The sequence below is a fragment of the Paenibacillus lutrae genome (assembly GCF_009757775.1).
GTDB lineage: Bacteria > Bacillota > Bacilli > Paenibacillales > NBRC-103111 > Paenibacillus_F > Paenibacillus_F lutrae.
The window spans coordinates 508,879-525,890 of the sequence record NZ_RHLK01000001.1 but is presented as its reverse complement, the minus strand read 5'-3'; the positions used below and the strand labels follow the sequence as shown (position 1 = coordinate 525,890).

Sequence of the window (17,012 nt, the reverse complement as noted above, 5' to 3'; positions counted from 1 at the left end):
ATGGTAAATATAGGATAATGGTTGCGCTTGTTGGTAAACCATTAATATACAATTGTGCATTACGCTGGATAATATATTCGTAAAAGGAGTTGATGGTAAATATATGAATAAGGAATTGATAGATTATGTTTACTCGCAAGTGTCAATTAAGGACGGAAAAAAAGTAATTGAGAATATTCTATTGGATATTTATTTCAAACCGGGGATCTCCACTAAAGATATTGCCCGAAAAACGCTTCTGCCTCTGCCGCTTGTGTCCGCCATTAAGAAGGAGTTAATCAAGGTGGGTCTCATTGAGCAAAAACGGGGAGTGAACTGCACCGCAAGAGGAAACCGGTTTGTCGAACAAACGATGGGATTCGGTCATCTGGATCATGATCTGTATCAGCGTTTGAAATACGAGCAGTGGCAGCCTGAGGAGCTGAAGGACATGATGACCAAGCTGGAGAGCGTCTTCGAGGGACGTCCTCAGGTCGATGTTACCATTGACCAGTCACGCTGTACTCTGGCTACGAGCATGAATCGGGCCGTGCTGGCACTTCGTAACGAGGCTCTAATCGGCAGAGACATCGTTTGTCTGGGGGACGATGATCTTGTCAGCGTGTCGCTGGCATTTTTGCTGAAGCAGCTTTACCGTAACGATGCATTCAAGTCGAACACCCGCATTCATGTATTCGAAATTGACCAGCGCATTATCAGCTATGTGAACGAACTGGCGGAAACCGAAAAATTGCCGATCGTTTGTCACGAAATGGATTTTCGCGAGCAACTGCCGGCTGAATTCTTGCACCGCTTTGATTGCGTGTTCACCGATCCCCCTTATACGCAGCAAGGGATGTCGTTATTCGTCTCCCGCGGAATCCAATTGTTGAAACGGGATGTTGGGCTGCCTATTTTCCTGTCGTTCGCCCATAAATCACCTGATTTCACCTTGGCGATGCAGCGTGAATTTGCCAATATGGGCTTGTTCGTGACGAGTGTCTTGCCTCGTTTCAATGAATATATCGGGGCGGAAATTATTGGTAACACAAGCCAGATGATTGTGTTACAATCTACTGAAGAGACGCATGAAAGCATTGAGCGTGAATACAGGCAAGCGCTGTATACCGGCGAGGTCAAACGTACGATTCGCTTATACGAATGCAAACGCTGTAATCGCGTGACCGAAGTTGGCTTCCAAATGCAGTGGCAGACGATTGAGCAGTTGAAGAAAGAGGGTTGCCCGGGCTGCCGTTACGAGACTTTCGAACTCATTCAAAAAAAGAACGCATAAGAACGCAGATAGGAGTTACAGCAAGATGCCGATTAGAGAAATCGAGCCCAAGGATATTGCGAGTATTACAATATTTGAGACAGAAATCTCCACCATTTCATTCGGAGAAGATGCGATTACCGATCCTCAATTTCATACGAAAAAACTGGAAAAGGCGCTTCGTTATGAGAGGGAAGGAATGCTTGTTCTTGAAGTGGACGGGGAAATCTCAGGCTGGATGTGGATAACCCCGCGTAAAAACTCGGTTACCAAAGAGACGTATGCGAATTTCAAAAGTTTTTATATTGCAGAATCCTGCCGGGGCACCGCCTATGTCGATGAACTATTCGAGGCGGGAATGAACTACTGCAAAAGCGAGAAAGTCACGCAAATCGTCGGTAAGGTGCATGTAAGCAATTTGCCGATGCGGCTTCTCTATAAGAAATACGGCTTCAAGCCGACACATTTGACGATGGAGCTATTCCCCGATGGATCCCATGATTAAATGCTTGGTATGGGATTTAGACGATACGTTGTGGCAGGGTACGCTCCAAGATGACGAAGCGGGAATCAAACTGCTGCCGGGGATCATGAGCGTACTCGATACATTGGACCGGCGCGGAATTGTCCAGAGTATAGCCAGCCGCAACAACTGGGAGCATGTGAAAAGCAAGCTGGAGGAGCTGGGCGTCGGTCAATATTTCCTCTACCCGCAGTGTCATTATGATTCCAAAGCGCTCAGTATAGAGCGCATATCCAAGGAACTGAACATCGGACTGGATTCATTGGCATTGATCGACAACGATCCGTTCGAACGGTTTGAAATAAATTATTACGTTCCTCAGGTGCGCACTTATGACGCCCGGCAATACCTGGATTTGCCAGAGTTTCCCGAGTTTCAAGCCGGTCATGCGACTGAGGAATCGGAGAACCGGCGTCAATATATGCAGGCGCGATATAGGAGAGAAGAAGCAAGAAAAGAGCACAAGGGAAGCCGTGAGCAATTTTTAAAGGAATGCGGGATGAAGCTGCAGATCCGATTAGCGCAGGAGGAAGATTACCCCCGTGTTGTTGAATTGTCTCATCGTACGAATCAGATGAACAGCTTGCTAGAAAGAATTGATCTGCCGTTCGTCGATTCCTATTGCAATCAGGCCGGACACTATTTGTATGTGGCCAAGCTCGAGGATCGGTTCGGTGCCCACGGGCTTATCGGAACCTGTTTTGTGAATACGGGCGGCGAGGAGATTGATGTTTCTCTCTTCTGTATTTCCTGCCGGATCGAAGGCCGTGGCATCGCTTCGGCGTTTTTGTATACGGTTCTAGAACGGCTGGGACAACAACTGCCGACGGCGCAAACCGTACGGTGCCGGTTGGTACGCAAAGAGCGAAATTTACCGGCGAGACTATTATTGGAAATGCTGGGTTTCAAAAAATCCGCTTCGGATGACTTGGAATCGATCTACATCCTGCAATTGCCGCTACCCCGCAAAGCATTTAATTGGCTCGAGATTGGAGAATGAACGATGAACCGTGATGCGATCCAGCAAGAGATTGCGGACATAATTAAGGAAATGCTTCATATGTCGTTTGTAGATAAGGATACCGTCTTAATCGGCACTGCCGGAGTACTGGATTCTATGACGCTGATTAGATTACTTGCGGAGTTGGAGAAGCGCTTCGATTTTACGATGGACGAGGATGATATGACGCTGGATTCGATCAGCAGCGTCAGGAATCTGACGGAATGGGTGATTCAGAGCAAAGGGGAGAATCCCTGAATTGCAGCAGCCACCAGACGTCAGTTTACTCAAATACCATGTCTAAGCGGGAAATATTCCTGCGAGGTTATGGTATTTTTTATTGCAATGAATAGGCGGCCCGCTAATTTTAGGCCTAATCTATAGAACGACCTATATTCGGCAGAGTTTATTATAAACAAAATTTACCTCCATTCCATAATATTTACATGTTATAATCGATTATATCTCATACAATTTGTGGATAATCTCTTTTTGCAAAACTTGTATGCGGTGAAAGAAGAATGCTGTCAGATTTAGCTGTCGTTCTCATCTTACGTGGCAGGCACTACAGAACAGATTCGCGTTGTACAAAGAAAAACTTTGAACTACGGGAGGAATGTAAACATGTCCAAAGAAGATGTGAAAACGAACGGGACCGTGCCCCAGGCGCCTAATCCCGTAACCATTGTCGGGTATACGAATGAATTCAGCGTTCAGCCCGGTCAAGATCTGCACTTTATGATTGATACCCAAAGTTCGGTATATACGGCTAATGTTGTGCGCTTAAGCGCCGGAATGCCTGATCCGGACAACTCGACTTTTTTGCCGACGGAACCGGTGACGGCAGATTGTGCGGGTCAATACCCCGGGCGGCGGCAGATCACGGCTCCAGGTTCCTATGCCGAGCTGCCCCTGCCGGGGAACTGGCTGCAGAGCGGCGAATTCTCGGCGCAGCTGTGGATTTACCCGACGGTTCCCGTATACGACAATATTCAAACCGTCTGGTCGGCACGCGCTGCAGATGGCCAAGCAGGCGCTGCCCTGGCACTGGAAAATGACGGCCGGTTGGCGTTATCTCTGACCGGAGGATACGGGCAATCCGTTACAGTCCGCACCGATATCCCGCTTAAAGAAAATCGTTGGTATTCCGTCGTCCTTCAGTATTCTGCAAGCACACAGGCAGCCAAGCTTTGTGTCGCCAGCCGGGACGGATGGAAGGCTGATGACGGCCTGCAAGTTCATACCGCTGCTGCAAATCTGGATTACAGCAATGTCGCCTTAGCCCGCGTCCTGCTCGCTGCGGATTCCGATCCTGCCGCTCCCGGACGCACCCTTCATCATTACAATGGTAAAATCGGCAATCCCCGGTTCTGGGTAGAGCTTCTAACCGAGGAGCTGTTACCGGACGTGCTGCTTGGCACAGACGGGATTGGCGTTGTTCCCCTTGCGGATTACGATTTCAGCGCCGATATTGCATCTACACACCTTGAGGATAAGTCGGCAGGCGGCTACCACGGTGCCCTGCATCAGGGGGGCACAAGAGCGGTAACCAGTCACAACTGGACTGGTGAGCAGCTGGACTACCGGCACGCACCTGAACAATACGCGGCCGTTCATTTTCATGATAACGATCTTGTCGATGCCCAGTGGGAAACGGACATTACCTGGCGTATCCCGGATGATCTGCCGAGCGGAATATACGCGCTGAAGCTTGAAGCTGAAGGCAGCGTAGACTTTATCCCTTTCTTTGTACGCCCTGTACAGGGAACCGCAAGTGCAGCCGTTCTGTTTCTTGCGCCGACCAATACTTATGTGGCTTACGGGAACGAGCGGCTGTTTAAACTGGCCCAAGACTATTTGGGAGAGGACTATGTCCTTCCTTCGCAGGACGTTTATTTGGATGAACATCCGGAGCTGGGCAACTCCATCTACGACCTGCATAACGACGGCAGCGGCGTACAATTCTCTTCCCGTCTGCGACCTCTTCTCAACATCCGGCCTCATTACCGGAACTGGCGGGCTGTGCGCCACTTTTCGGCCGACTTGTACATTACCGGCTGGCTGGAGAATCGGGGGCAGAGCTATGACGTAGCTACGGACGAGGATTTGCATCATGAGGGAGTTGACCTACTCAGCCCATACAAGGTGCTAATTACCGGCAGCCATCCCGAATACTGGACGCGTCCGATGATGAAGGCTCTGGAGCAATATTTAGCGAATGGCGGGCGGGTAATGTACTTGGGAGGAAACGGGTTTTACTGGGTGACGAGTCTCGATCCGGCCCGGCCGTCTTTATTGGAAGTGCGGCGCGGCAACGCCGGTTCGCGCGCTTCGGACTCTCCTCCGGGTGAGCTGTTCCATAGCACGACTGGCGAGTCCGGCGGTATCTGGCGCCATCATGGTTATGTGCCGCAGCGTCTTGTCGGTGTAGGCACAAGTGCTTTGGGAGGCGGGTCTGCTGCCGGCTACCGCCGGTTAGATGACAGTTTCAAGCCGGAAGCCGGGTTTATTTTTGACGGTATCGGCGAATACGAAATTATTGGCGATTTCGGACATGCCGCCGGGGGAGCCGCTGGCGACGAGATCGACCGCTACGATCTGAGTTTCGGAACACCTCCGCACACACTGCGTCTGGCCACTTCGACCGGCCATGACGATAACTATCAATTCGTGCATGAAGATCTGCTGCATACTGCGCCAGGTCAGGGAGGCACCACAAATCCGCTCGTGAGGGCGGACATGACTTATTTTGATATTCATGGCGGGGGTGCGGTATTCTCAGTCGGTTCTGTTAATTGGGCCGGCAGCCTGGGTTGGAACAATTATAATAACAATGTAGTCCGTATCAGTGACAACGTGCTGAGCAAGCTGCTGTTGTAACAAACAGGACATGCGTCAATCCATTTGACAACAGAATGTTCACCGGAGCTCACAGGGGCTTGTTAATATTGGGTTCCTTTTTAGAAAACTCCTACATGGGAGATAAGAGCTGTGAAAGCTAAGGATGCCGCTGCCATGCTGGCCCTTGTGCTGCCCTGCTGCAGATTGGGTTTGCAGGCTGATCAACCTACGGAAGCAGCTCGTGAGCAAGGAAAAGATTTTGGTGAAAACCAGGATAAGAAGTGAAGAGGCCTTATAAAGGGGCTGTCTCAAAGAATAAACCTGAGTGAGGCAATCCTAAAATATGCGTAAAAGAACCTTCAACCCACTTATAAAAGTGGATCTGAAGGTTCTTTTTTAACTGAATATCACGTGAAATGTGGGGACTGCATTCTTGAAATGAATTTTGAGACAGCCCCTTTTTTGCAGGCACGCAACATTACCACCGGATTATTACTTGGAAAAAGGTCTAGGATACGGGATGCGGCTGGCGAGAGATGTATTATCTAACGATTATTAGAATCCAGCTCAGCCCAAGACATATCCCGTGTACACGTTGCCTAGAGCGGGCGGGTAAGAGGCGGATCAGCAGAGTGAGCTATAAAAAAATGCCGCGTTCCTATTAAGGAGACTCAGCATCTATTGTTACTTTATTCATCTGTACAGATTTCCGGGGACGGGTTGCCTTATACCATTGGAAGCAGAAAATAGTGATGAATACGATCTCAATCAGATCTCCACCGTAGTACATTAACTTTGCGCCCGTTTCGGCTTGTATAAGCGGTACGCCAGCAGGCGGATGTGAATAGATGTATTTGGCTAGAATGCCGTGTGCGGCTAAAGCAAGTATACATACAACAGCCCGATACCTATAGCTTGTCCGGTGTGAAGACGGGTCGATATAAATTATCGAGATCGTGAAGAGATATCCTGCAAGAAATACATGAATATGTATAAATATATGCAGGGTTAACGATTCATGCATTCTTAAGAATAAGTCAGTCGTATAAAGGATATACAGCCCTCCGATGTTCAGGAGAGTAGCCGTAACCGGATCACTCAGAATGCGCAGTGGCCTGCTTTTAAGTAGGCGTGATAAACGGCGTGATGATCGCAAGCTAAGGGTCCTCAGGAGAAGAGTCATGGGGGCAGCCAGTGCCAGAAGCAGTGGAGCAAGCATTCCGAGCAGCAAATGACCCGCCATATGCGCCTTGAAATCAGTGAGAGCGAGATTGGCTAAGGGACCCCCTACAGCTGCAGCAGCGCTCGCAACGCCGAACGTCCAGAAAAAATATCGAGATAGGGGCCACGATCTATACTGACGGTTCGATATACGTGCTGCCATAAAATAAAGTGCGATGAGAAGGGCACACAACAGTATCCAAATAAAATCGTAGGAAAAACCGACTGTATCCATATGATTATGATTCATGCTGCAGATCCCTTTTAGAAGGGTATTTTCTTGATTGAAGAATAAGAACGATACCGGCCAGGATCATCGCAATTGCCGTAACATTCCATACGATGTCATAAGCGATAACATTATCTACATAGCGGATTTGATGCAGACGCATAAGCTTGTGCTGGATTGTGCCGTCATATAACTGGAAAATGCCGCCGCCGAGCAATACGCCTCCCCACCATCTTGTGGGCATAAGTGCATTTCGCCGGCGGAGATCTGCAAACATAAACAAGGCTCCGATCGTAGCGAACCAGCTAAAAGCGTGAAAAAAGCCATCCGAAACCAGACCTATGTCTGATGTTGATTTGTCATAGAAATGATGCCAGTGCAGAAGTTGATGAAATACCGTTTCATCTATAAAACCTACAAGTCCAAGTCCAAAGAGAAAACCCGACCCTAAATTACGTCTTGAATAGCTTGGGATGAGTGCAGAATCCATTTTACAAGCTCCTTTTTCCTGGTTTATCTCCTGATCTTACCATTTTTACCCGGCCGCCTGAATTTCAAACCGGATGTTCTGGTAGCGGCGACCGATAATGGATAGTACACCCGAGCAATGATAAACCCATGAGTTCAAGTGAGGTATTGCAATGCTGCTGCATAAAATTATAGTTGAGTATCTTATGAAACCGACTCTGTCTGGAAAGAAGAACGGCGGTTTATTTACCTCAAGATAACCTTAGCGCGAGAATTCCGTAACCCAAACGATTCTTTCCCGTATAAGATAGGAATATAAGCCGGGGAATTTGTACAGGCATGAATTCAAAATCAGTAATAAAGTTGAGGTCTTCCATACTTATGAATGAGAAACTTAAAGATCAAGCCGAAGCATACCGGCAGGCTGAGCAGAGAGCAGCTCAGTATTTCACGGCGCTGTTCGCGCAGGTCACGGACAAGAGTTATGTGCCTACCCTGACAGAAGATATCCGTGTATGGAAAAAGCGCCATATTCGTCCCCTATCCTGGCTTTCTCTGTTTTCACGCAGCAGGAAAAAGCCCGATACCCGGGATTATCACCGCTATATCCAATGGCTGAATTATTCAGGTGAACTGGATGATTACTTGGACAGAAGCGTTTCTTATATGTACATGAGGGATTTGGGCAAATCCCTGGATTCTCTTGATACCCGGACCCGAATACAGCGCATGGCTGCCGATATTAAGAATAAGCTGGTTAATAACGCCAGCAAGAACGGGGAAGATCAGCAGGATTCGATGAGTCTTGCCGGATTATACCGGTGGGCCCAGAAGGAAGGCATAGAAACCGCCATGATCTGGGCAATAGACAAACTCAAGAGCGTATCCGCCCATATACCGAAGGAAATGAACGCCGAGCAGGCCCAGCGTAAACTGATTAAGATCATGATCGGGGTCATCATGCATGTGATCGAGGAGATGGACGATACAACGCCGCCTGAGGAACGTTCCCGGAGACTGGACGAAGCCTTCCGGCTGGGGTACTCCTACGGTCTGACCTATCCTTTCATAGATGATCTTCTTGATTCCGGCGTGTTAACTGATCAGGAGAAAGAACAATTCACGCATATGCTGCGAACTTCACTTCTTACCGGTTCTGTACCTGAACTGGGGGATTGGGCCGAGAATAACAAAGACATTATACAATTCGTCCATTCGGAGCTGCGCAATGCTTATGAGTTTATCAAAGCGTATCAGCGCCCGGAGAGGCTGCCGGCCTTTTTCGAACAATCCTATGTGTTTTTCCATTCCCAGGAGCTGGATCGCGTAAAGGACCTATCTCATACCGCATACACCAATGAAGAACTCTATATTCCCATCATTTTAAAATCCTCTTCTTCCCGTTCTATCGTCCGTTCCGTTATTAGCGCTGAGGCAGATGAGGATTTTGATAACCGGACCTTCTTTTACGGGATTTACAATCAATTGGCGGATGATTTCGCAGATATGTTCGACGATATGCAAGACGATGCGGTAACACCTTATACCTATTATTTAAAATACCACGACCGGCGTCCGGATCTGATAAACCCTTACGAATTGTATTGGACGGTTATCTGTCATCTGATCCATCATGTGTATCACTCCGATCCCAGAACCTGCGAGGTGATACTGGATCGCGCGATCAACGGTCTAAAACGTTGTAAGAAGCGGATCGGCGCGGAGAAGTACAACGAAGTGATGGAGGTATTGGGGGCCGGAAATCCGGAATTCAACCGTCTCGTCCAATACATGGCAGATAAAGCGGATGATGTTGATTTCTTCGATAAACTGCTCCGGGATCAGATAGTTACCCTCTTGCAGAACAACCGGAAAGAAAAGGAGAAATTCTCCGATACGATTGAGCAAGTCCGCCTTCAGATCAATCAGTTCTTGCCTATTCCCTTGGATGAGGGGATACCCCAGATGAAAGAACCGCTTATAGAGGCTGCCAATTACAGTTTAGAAGGAGCGGGGAAACGAATTCGGCCTGTCTTGACCTGGGTCATGGGCGTAAACGAATATGGCCTGCAGGCGGCCGAAATTGTTCCGCTTCTGAGATCCTTGGAATATATGCACACGGCTTCCCTGATCTTCGATGATCTGCCTTCCCAAGATAATGCCTCCACCCGCAGGGGACGTCCTACTCTGCACCAGGTTCATAATGTTGCGACTGCGGAATTAACCGGTTTGTTCTTAATTCAGAAGGCAATTGAAGAACAATCGTCGCTTGTCCGCTTCAATCCCGTAACCGTGCTTGACCTGATCCGCTATTCAGCCCAGAAGACAGGGGATATGTGCATGGGGCAGGCAATGGATCTGCAATCCCGAGGGAAAACCTTAACCCTGGAGCAATTGAATACAATCTGTTTTTACAAAACAGGCATTGCCTTTGAAGCTTCTCTGATTATGCCTGCCATTCTCGCTCAGGTTAAAGAGCCGGAAATGGAAGCTTTGAAGAAATTTGCTTATCATGCGGGGATCGCTTTCCAGATCAAAGATGATCTGCTTGATACGGAAGGAAATCTTCTCTTGCTCGGCAAACCTACCGGCAAAGACGTCGAAAACAACAATTCGACTTTTGTGTCCATTCTTGGTCTGGAGGGTGCCAGAAAAGAAATGTGGGAACATTACTGCCAAGCCATGGAAACCTTGCAAGAAGTGCCCCGTGATACGGCTTTTCTTAAGCATGTATTAAATTACTTAATTAGCCGGGACCGTTAAAATAATAACAGACATCACGGAGGATCAACTGTACGGTCGGTTCGTACAGGTTGAAATGTAAAAACAGGTATGATAAAATGCTTTTAACTTAACGATGGGAGATGAGGAGAATAATGTATATTTCTTGCTAAGACATAAAAATAAAACAGTTTTTGTTTTATTCTTTATAAGCAAGAAAGTTACTTATTCTCTTCACTCAACGAATATATCCTTATCCGCCCCTGTATAGGGGTCGGATTTGCCTTATTTATTTGAGCTGCGAGAAAGGTAACTTTCTTGCAGCTTTTCTATTTTTATACAGGAGGTTCCTGTTATGTCATTAATTAAAGTGAGCAATTTGACGTTTGCCTATGACGGCAGTTACGATAACATCTTCGAAAACGTAAGCTTTCAAATCAATACCGATTGGAAATTGGGCTTCACGGGAAGAAACGGCCGAGGCAAGACGACGCTGCTGAACTTGCTGCTCGGCAAGTACGATTACAAGGGGAGCATTTCGGCCAGTGTCAGCTTTGAATATTTCCCTTTCCATATCGCCCGCAAGGACTTCAATACTTTGGACGTTGTCCAAGACATTGTTCCGGACTATCAGCACTGGCAGCTCATGCGCGAGCTATCGCTGCTGAAGGTGTCCGAGGATGTGCTGGATCGGCCATTCGACTCTTTATCGAGCGGCGAGCAAACGAAAGTGCTGCTGGCAGCTTTGTTTTTGAAGGAAAACAGTTTTCTGTTAATCGACGAACCGACCAACCATCTGGACATCCATGCACGTAAGCTGGTCGGTGATTATCTAAACACGAAGAGCGGATTTATTCTGATCTCGCATGACCGTGCATTCCTGGACAATTGTGTGGACCATATTCTGTCGATCAACAAAACGAATATTGAAGTCCAGAAAGGAAATTTCTCGAATTGGTGGGAGAATAAACAGCGGCAGGATCACTTTGAGCTGGCCGAGAACGAGAAGCTGCGAAAAGACATTAAGCGGTTGTCCGATGCCGCCAAGAGAACAGGGAACTGGTCGCACGAGGTGGAGAAAACTAAGAACGGCACCCGCAATTCCGGTTCGAAAGTCGATAAAGGATATGTCGGTCACAAAGCAGCCAAAATGATGAAACGGTCCAAATCGATCGAACAGAGACAGCATTCCGCTATCGAGGAAAAATCCCAGCTTCTAAAAAATATCGAAAACTCCGATAGTCTGAAAATTTCACAACTTGCTTACCATAAAAACGAGATGGTTGAACTTGAGCATGTCTCGATCCGTTACGGTGACAAGACGGTTTGCAGCGATGTAAACTTAACTGTTCAGCGCGGGGAGCGTATCTTGATCGCGGGTCCGAACGGTTCCGGAAAATCAAGCATTCTCAAGCTGATCTGCGGTGAAGAGACCGACTATACTGGCACGTTCCGCAAAGGGAGCCAGTTAAAAATCTCTTACGTATCACAGGATACCTCGCAATTACAAGGCAATTTGTCGGACTATGCCAGTCATAATGAGATCGACGAAAGCTTATTCAAAGCGATTTTAAGGAAACTTGATTTTTCCCGCTTGCAATTTGAGAAGGACATGTCTTCTTTCAGCGGTGGCCAGAAAAAGAAAGTGTTGATCGCAAAAAGCCTGTGCGAGAACGTTCACTTGCATATATGGGATGAACCGTTGAATTTTATCGACGTCATTTCCCGCATGCAGATCGAAGAGCTGTTGCTGGAACATTCGCCGACCATTCTTTTTGTGGAGCATGACAGCGAATTTTGCAACAATATCGCGACGAAAGTCGTGGAACTATAGTCCTTTTGAACATAAAAAATCAGCAAAAAGCCCTCTATATTCTGAGGGCTTTTGTTATGCTTGTGACGGATGATAATGGCTCGAATAAAGCGGGAAATAAGGAGGGGAAGTCATATTTCCATAAGAGGCGCTCTATCCGGTGAGCGGTGCTTTATACAGACTTATCGGCCTTAACGAATCTTTTGCCCCATTCACAGAGCGGATCCAGTACGGTCCTCAGGGACCACCCGCTCTCCGTCAACTCGTAGACGACTTTGGGCGGCACCTCGGGAAAGACTGTGCGTAGAATGAGCCCATCCGCCTCGAGTTCTTTCAATTGTCGGGTAAGCACTTTTTGCGTGACGGGTGAGAGCATCCGCATGATCTCCCCATTGCGCTGTGCACCCTGTTCCGCAAGCAGACAGAGGATCGCAGTCTTCCACTTGCCGCCGATCCGCTCCAGCGTCGCTTCAGTCGGATTATGATACGTTTTGTCAAGGCTCCTACTGTCGAAATTCGTCTTGTCATTCTCCAATGTCAGGTTCCACCCTCCTCCAACGTAACCATTTGGTAACTATATGACTGAAAAGTGCGTACTTTGCTGATTCGATTATATCGTTCATACTCAGCTTTGTCAGTATGATAGGCCAACAAGCCGGAGGAGGAACCGAACATGGACAAGAAATTTAAATGGGGCGTCGGTATCATCGGAGCGGGTGGATGGGGCGGTCTGGCTCACATTCCAGCACTCGCCGCGCTAGAGACATACGAGGTGAGGGCGGTGACGGGCACACGTCTGCACAGCGCACAGGAGGCGGCGGAGCGTCACGGTATCGGGCGTTTCTATACGGATGCGCTGGAGATGGCGAAGCTGCCGGAAGTTGACGTGGTGATAATCGCGGTTAAGGTGCCGGAGCACGATCGGCTGATCCGGATGGCACTGGAAGCCGGCAAGCACGTGTACAGCGAATGGCCGCTTGCCCGGACTACTGCGGAGGCGGAGGTACTTCTTGCGCGTGCCGAGGAGAGGGGAGTACATCACGTCGTCGGCCTTCAGGCGAGGGGCAACCCGGCCGTCCGCTATATCCGGGACTTGGTTGCGGAGGGCACCGTCGGCCGCGTCCTGGCGGTGAATGTCATTGCCACGCTGCCTGCATTTCCGACTACGAACGGGACAGTGGATCAGTCGCACGTTTACCTGCTGGATGAATCGAACGGGGCGGACCAGTTGACTATTGGAGCGGCGCACGTGCTCGATGCCATCGAATATATGGTGGCGCCGTTTGTTGAAGTGTCTGCGTCATTGGCCACGCAATTCCCCGATGTGCGCGTACTTGAGACGGGCAAGACGGTACGGGCGAATGCGCCCGATCATGTGCTTGTTGCCGGCAAACTGGCCCAGGAAACAATGGTTTCGGCCCAGTTCGTCAACGGCGGAGCACCGGGATTTACGCTGCGGATTATCGGAACCGAAGGCGAACTGATCGTGACGCCGCGGGACGGGCTGATGTTCCAGATGGACCGGTTGAAACTTAGCTTCGTCCGGCCGTCCGGGGATAACGAGATGCTCATAACGCCGGAAGTTTACGCTTCGACCGTCACGCTGAATACGCCGCCGGGACCGGGGTACAATGTCGCCCATCTCTATGGCGTATTCGCAGAGCGGCTCGCCGGAGGTGAGGCGGAGTTCCCGGGTTTCGCCCAGGCGGTTCGGACTCACCGCCTGATGGATGCCATCCGCGCGGCCTCCAAGGAGGGTGTTCGCCAAGTCGTGGAGTGAGGTGCGGGGCGCTCAGCAGGAATACATGGAGTCATACAACCTATCAGCAGGCAGGGCGGCATGCAGTCCTGTCTGCTGATAGGTTTTTTTGCGTGCCGTGATTTGACTGAGCAGCAAACTTATCGTGTAGAAGCAGGGGAACCCCTTCCGCAAAGGTTGCCCCTTCAATATGCACTACCAGCATGCACTAACAGCGTGAAGAACGGTGTGTCAAATGGCGGTGGGGTGTCACCAACTCATATTCACAAAATAATATTAGTGATGTATTTACAATAGTGTTCGCCATACAGTATGATGATACCAGGAGTTGATTACATGGCTGATGTGAACGAAACAATTAACGGGCTGCTGAGCGAGCTGAGGCGGGGAACGATCGTCATCGGTGTGCTCAGTCAATTGTCTGAACCGCAGTATGGCTACTCTCTTGTCACCGTATTGGAGGAGAAGGGGGTGGCCGTTGATGCCGGCACCTTGTACCCGCTGCTGCGGAGGCTGGAGAAACAGGAACTGCTTGAGAGTACATGGGATACGAATGAAGCAAGGCCTCGTAAATATTATTTGCTTAGTCCGTTCGGAAAAGAAGTTTATGAGGGCCTGTGCCGGGAATGGCGGAAGTTGATCATCAGCATGGAAGGAATCATGGGGGAAACTGAAGGGGGAGAACGGTATGGAGATGATTGACCGGTATATTTACGCGGTAACGCAGCGTCTGCCTGAACAACAAAGGGCAGAAATTAAGCAAGAACTGCAGGGCTTGATTGAGGATATGCTGGAGGAGCGGGCACCGGCGGGTCAGGCCTCCCGGGAGGATGCGGAGAGCGTGCTGCAGGAGCTTGGTCATCCGAATGCGCTAGCCGCACAATATCGCGGCTTTGACCGGTATCTGATCGGGCCGTTGATATTCGATCCGTACCTGACAACTCTCAAAATCGTGCTGATTTCCGTCGGTATCGCCTTAACCGCCTTGTTTGCCATTGAGGCGATCGTTAAGCCTCAGGAAATTCTGGAACATTTCACAAGTTACCTGGTGTCCCTGTTCTCGGCCGGGGCCCAAAGCTTCTGCTGGGTCACCCTTATCTTCGCATGGATCGGTTACCGCCAGCAGCAAAATTCCACCGGTCCTGACGGGATGAACAAGGATTGGAAGCCGGCTGACCTGCCGCCAATCCCGGACATGCATACACAGATCAAAATGAGCGAACCGATTGCAGGTATTATTTTCACGGTGCTGTTTACCGTGCTCTGCTTGTACTCGATTGATCTGCTCGGCATTTGGAGGGTGAGTGACGGAGGACGCACGGTCATTCCGTTTTTGAACGCCGACGTCTTCCAGGGCTATTTGCCCCTTATATGGATACTTGCCGCACTTGGCATCTTGAAAGAAAGCATGAGTATCATCGTACGCAAAAGAACGGGCAAAATGCTTGCGCTTCACATCATGGTGTCAGTGGCGACTTCGGTCTTGGTGTGCGTCATACTGGCAGACCCGGCTATCTGGAATTCCCATTTTATCCAGCAGGCAGAGGCGGCGGGGATTTTATCCCCCGGTGGAGAGGGATATGATACTATCATATCCATGTGGAACAGAGTAAGCGAGTGGATGATTACGGTTATTGGACTGTTTACAGTGCTCGACATTCTATCTGAATCCTATAAGTGGTACCGGGTAAAAGCATCCGCAGGATGAACCCTTTTAACAATGACACGATTGTTCTTTGGAGCCGACTGTGAAAACGCGAGTCCTTCTTGCAATAAGGGGGACTCTTGTTTATTAGCCTCTTGTTTTGAAAAAGGAGTATAGGGATGGAATAAACCGGTATAAAAAATTTGTAACTGTCCTGCAAACTGCGGATGCGGATACAATAAATGTACATCACGTTGCTGCTGAACGGATTTTTGTCGTCTGAGAAAAATAGAAGCGTAAGGTTTGAGGTGATTATGATGGATATTAATAGAGAGCTGGTAAGCAGACTCATTAAATCTCAATTTCCCCAATGGTCAGATTTACCGGTTATTCCTGTAGAGAAATCCGGACATGACAACAGAACCTTTCATTTGGGCTCCGAAATGAGTGTCAGACTGCCGAGTAAAGAATGCTATGCACCTCAAGCGGTAAAAGAGATCATGTGGCTGCCGAAGCTGGAGCCCCATCTTTCTTTGCCGATTCCCATTCCGTTAGTAAAAGGAGAGCCGGGTGAAGGATATCCATGGCCTTGGACAGTGAACAGATGGATAGAGGGGGAAACGGCAAATGACGACAATGTGCTGAACCGGAACCAATTTGCTGCGGATTTAGCACATTTCCTAAAGGAGCATCAAGCGATAGATTCTTCTGGGGGTCCGCTAGCCGGGGCACACAATTTTTACCGGGGCGGCTCATTATCGACCTATGATGAAGAAACTAAGACTGCCCTAACGAACTTGCATTTTTTGCCGGAAACCGATCGATTTCTTGAAATCTGGGAACTAGCTCTGCAGTCGGAATGGACTAAGAACCCAGTTTGGGTTCACGGAGATATTGCACCCGGGAATCTTCTGGTGAAGGATGGAAAGCTTTGCGCTGTCATTGATTTTGGATCCATGGGGATCGGAGATCCAGCGTGTGATTTGGCAATAACTTGGACTTTCTTTGATGATGAAAGCAGCAAGACGTTGTTCACTGAAATGAATTGCGATGGTGGAACGTGGAACCGTGCACGTGGCTGGGCATTGTGGAAGGCGCTCATAACCTATGACAGGAACGAAAAAAATTCAAAAACGGCATTAGATGCTAAGCGCACGCTCGACACCATTTTGAAAGAGTATGATCAAACAACAGAAGGACACAGACGCAGCTTATGAGCAGGTTGAAAGGTTAGGTGCGCAGGTGAATATTGAAATTCGGGCAGGACGCAGGGAAGAGTTCAACGACATTATGTGCTGATTGCCACCTGCATAAGTTAAGGCAGGACGGAGGCACAAGGAATTGCGCGCAGACTTGTCCAGTTTGCCGAAGATCTTGCAAGACTCGGCTGCTATAGGAGCATCTGGACAGAGCCACAAAGTTCCCGCTTTTGAGAAAAAGTTGACTCGAATGAGAGCCGGAAGTATACAAACCCGGGTGCACGAAAAAACACCTTCAAGAGAATGTTTCCCTGTCGTTAGAAGGGGACAACTTTGAAGGT

At 48.9% G+C, this 17,012-nt stretch carries 15 protein-coding genes; 12 read left to right on the top strand and 3 right to left on the bottom strand.

The window, feature by feature from the left end; genetic code table 11:
* Window positions 1–103 precede the first annotated feature (103 nt).
* From EDM21_RS02050 to EDM21_RS25185, 6 genes are all read left to right on the top strand, one after another.
* A complete protein-coding gene (locus tag EDM21_RS02050; RefSeq protein WP_157332440.1) occupies window positions 104–1,273 on the top strand; it encodes a bis-aminopropyl spermidine synthase family protein in 1,170 nt (389 codons plus the stop codon).
* Between the two features lie 25 nt (window positions 1,274–1,298).
* Window positions 1,299–1,757 carry a GNAT family N-acetyltransferase gene (locus EDM21_RS02045; protein ID WP_157332437.1) on the top strand — a complete coding sequence of 153 codons (459 nt, stop codon included), beginning with the start codon at window positions 1,299–1,301 and terminating at the stop codon, window positions 1,755–1,757.
* Window positions 1,741–2,775: an HAD-IIIC family phosphatase gene (locus EDM21_RS02040; RefSeq protein ID WP_157332435.1), complete on the top strand. Its 1,035-nt coding sequence runs from the start codon at window positions 1,741–1,743 to the stop codon at window positions 2,773–2,775. The genes EDM21_RS02045 and EDM21_RS02040 overlap by 17 nt, the downstream gene beginning before the upstream one ends.
* A 3-nt stretch (window positions 2,776–2,778) precedes the next feature.
* On the top strand, window positions 2,779–3,033 hold the full coding sequence (locus EDM21_RS02035) for an acyl carrier protein (protein WP_157332433.1): 255 nt from the start codon (window positions 2,779–2,781) through the stop codon (window positions 3,031–3,033).
* A gap of 366 nt (window positions 3,034–3,399) precedes the next feature.
* A complete protein-coding gene (locus EDM21_RS02030; RefSeq protein ID WP_157332431.1) occupies window positions 3,400–5,655 on the top strand; it encodes a N,N-dimethylformamidase beta subunit family domain-containing protein in 2,256 nt (751 codons plus the stop codon).
* A gap of 111 nt (window positions 5,656–5,766) precedes the next feature.
* Window positions 5,767–5,901 (top strand): hypothetical protein, encoded by a 135-nt coding sequence (locus tag EDM21_RS25185; protein WP_268893037.1) that lies wholly within the window; start codon window positions 5,767–5,769, stop codon window positions 5,899–5,901.
* A 376-nt stretch (window positions 5,902–6,277) separates the two neighbouring features.
* Here the strand turns inward: EDM21_RS25185 and EDM21_RS02025 are convergent, their stop codons facing one another.
* Both EDM21_RS02025 and EDM21_RS02020 read right to left on the bottom strand, forming a co-directional pair.
* Window positions 6,278–7,087, bottom strand: coding sequence for a cytochrome c oxidase assembly protein (locus EDM21_RS02025; RefSeq protein WP_157332429.1), 810 nt, complete (start codon window positions 7,085–7,087; stop codon window positions 6,278–6,280).
* On the bottom strand, window positions 7,077–7,556 hold the full coding sequence (locus EDM21_RS02020; RefSeq protein ID WP_157332427.1) for a DUF2243 domain-containing protein: 480 nt from the start codon (window positions 7,554–7,556) through the stop codon (window positions 7,077–7,079). The genes EDM21_RS02025 and EDM21_RS02020 overlap by 11 nt, the downstream gene beginning before the upstream one ends.
* A 359-nt stretch (window positions 7,557–7,915) precedes the next feature.
* On the opposite strand from EDM21_RS02020, the gene EDM21_RS02015 reads away from it, so the two are divergent.
* Window positions 7,916–10,297: a polyprenyl synthetase family protein gene (locus tag EDM21_RS02015; protein WP_157332425.1), complete on the top strand. Its 2,382-nt coding sequence runs from the start codon at window positions 7,916–7,918 to the stop codon at window positions 10,295–10,297.
* Between the two features lie 313 nt (window positions 10,298–10,610).
* A complete protein-coding gene (locus EDM21_RS02010; RefSeq protein WP_157332423.1) occupies window positions 10,611–12,089 on the top strand; it encodes an Lsa family ABC-F type ribosomal protection protein in 1,479 nt (492 codons plus the stop codon).
* A gap of 151 nt (window positions 12,090–12,240) precedes the next feature.
* Here EDM21_RS02010 and EDM21_RS02005 read toward each other — a convergent pair whose 3' ends face one another.
* Window positions 12,241–12,603, bottom strand: a complete 363-nt coding sequence (locus EDM21_RS02005; RefSeq protein ID WP_157332421.1) for a winged helix-turn-helix transcriptional regulator — start codon at window positions 12,601–12,603, stop codon at window positions 12,241–12,243.
* Window positions 12,604–12,741: 138 nt separating this feature from the next.
* On the opposite strand from EDM21_RS02005, the gene EDM21_RS02000 reads away from it, so the two are divergent.
* The 4 genes from EDM21_RS02000 (at window position 12,742) to EDM21_RS01985 (ending at window position 16,689) form a co-directional block, all read left to right on the top strand.
* Window positions 12,742–13,848, top strand: coding sequence for a Gfo/Idh/MocA family protein (locus EDM21_RS02000; RefSeq protein ID WP_157332419.1), 1,107 nt, complete (start codon window positions 12,742–12,744; stop codon window positions 13,846–13,848).
* 315 nt (window positions 13,849–14,163) lie between these two features.
* Window positions 14,164–14,529 (top strand): PadR family transcriptional regulator, encoded by a 366-nt coding sequence (locus EDM21_RS01995; protein ID WP_157332417.1) that lies wholly within the window; start codon window positions 14,164–14,166, stop codon window positions 14,527–14,529.
* Window positions 14,516–15,535, top strand: coding sequence for a hypothetical protein (locus tag EDM21_RS01990; protein ID WP_157332415.1), 1,020 nt, complete (start codon window positions 14,516–14,518; stop codon window positions 15,533–15,535). Before EDM21_RS01995 ends, EDM21_RS01990 begins: the two co-directional genes overlap by 14 nt.
* 251 nt (window positions 15,536–15,786) lie before the next feature.
* Window positions 15,787–16,689, top strand: a complete 903-nt coding sequence (locus tag EDM21_RS01985) for an aminoglycoside phosphotransferase family protein (RefSeq protein WP_157332637.1) — start codon at window positions 15,787–15,789, stop codon at window positions 16,687–16,689.
* Window positions 16,690–17,012: the final 323 nt, after the last annotated feature.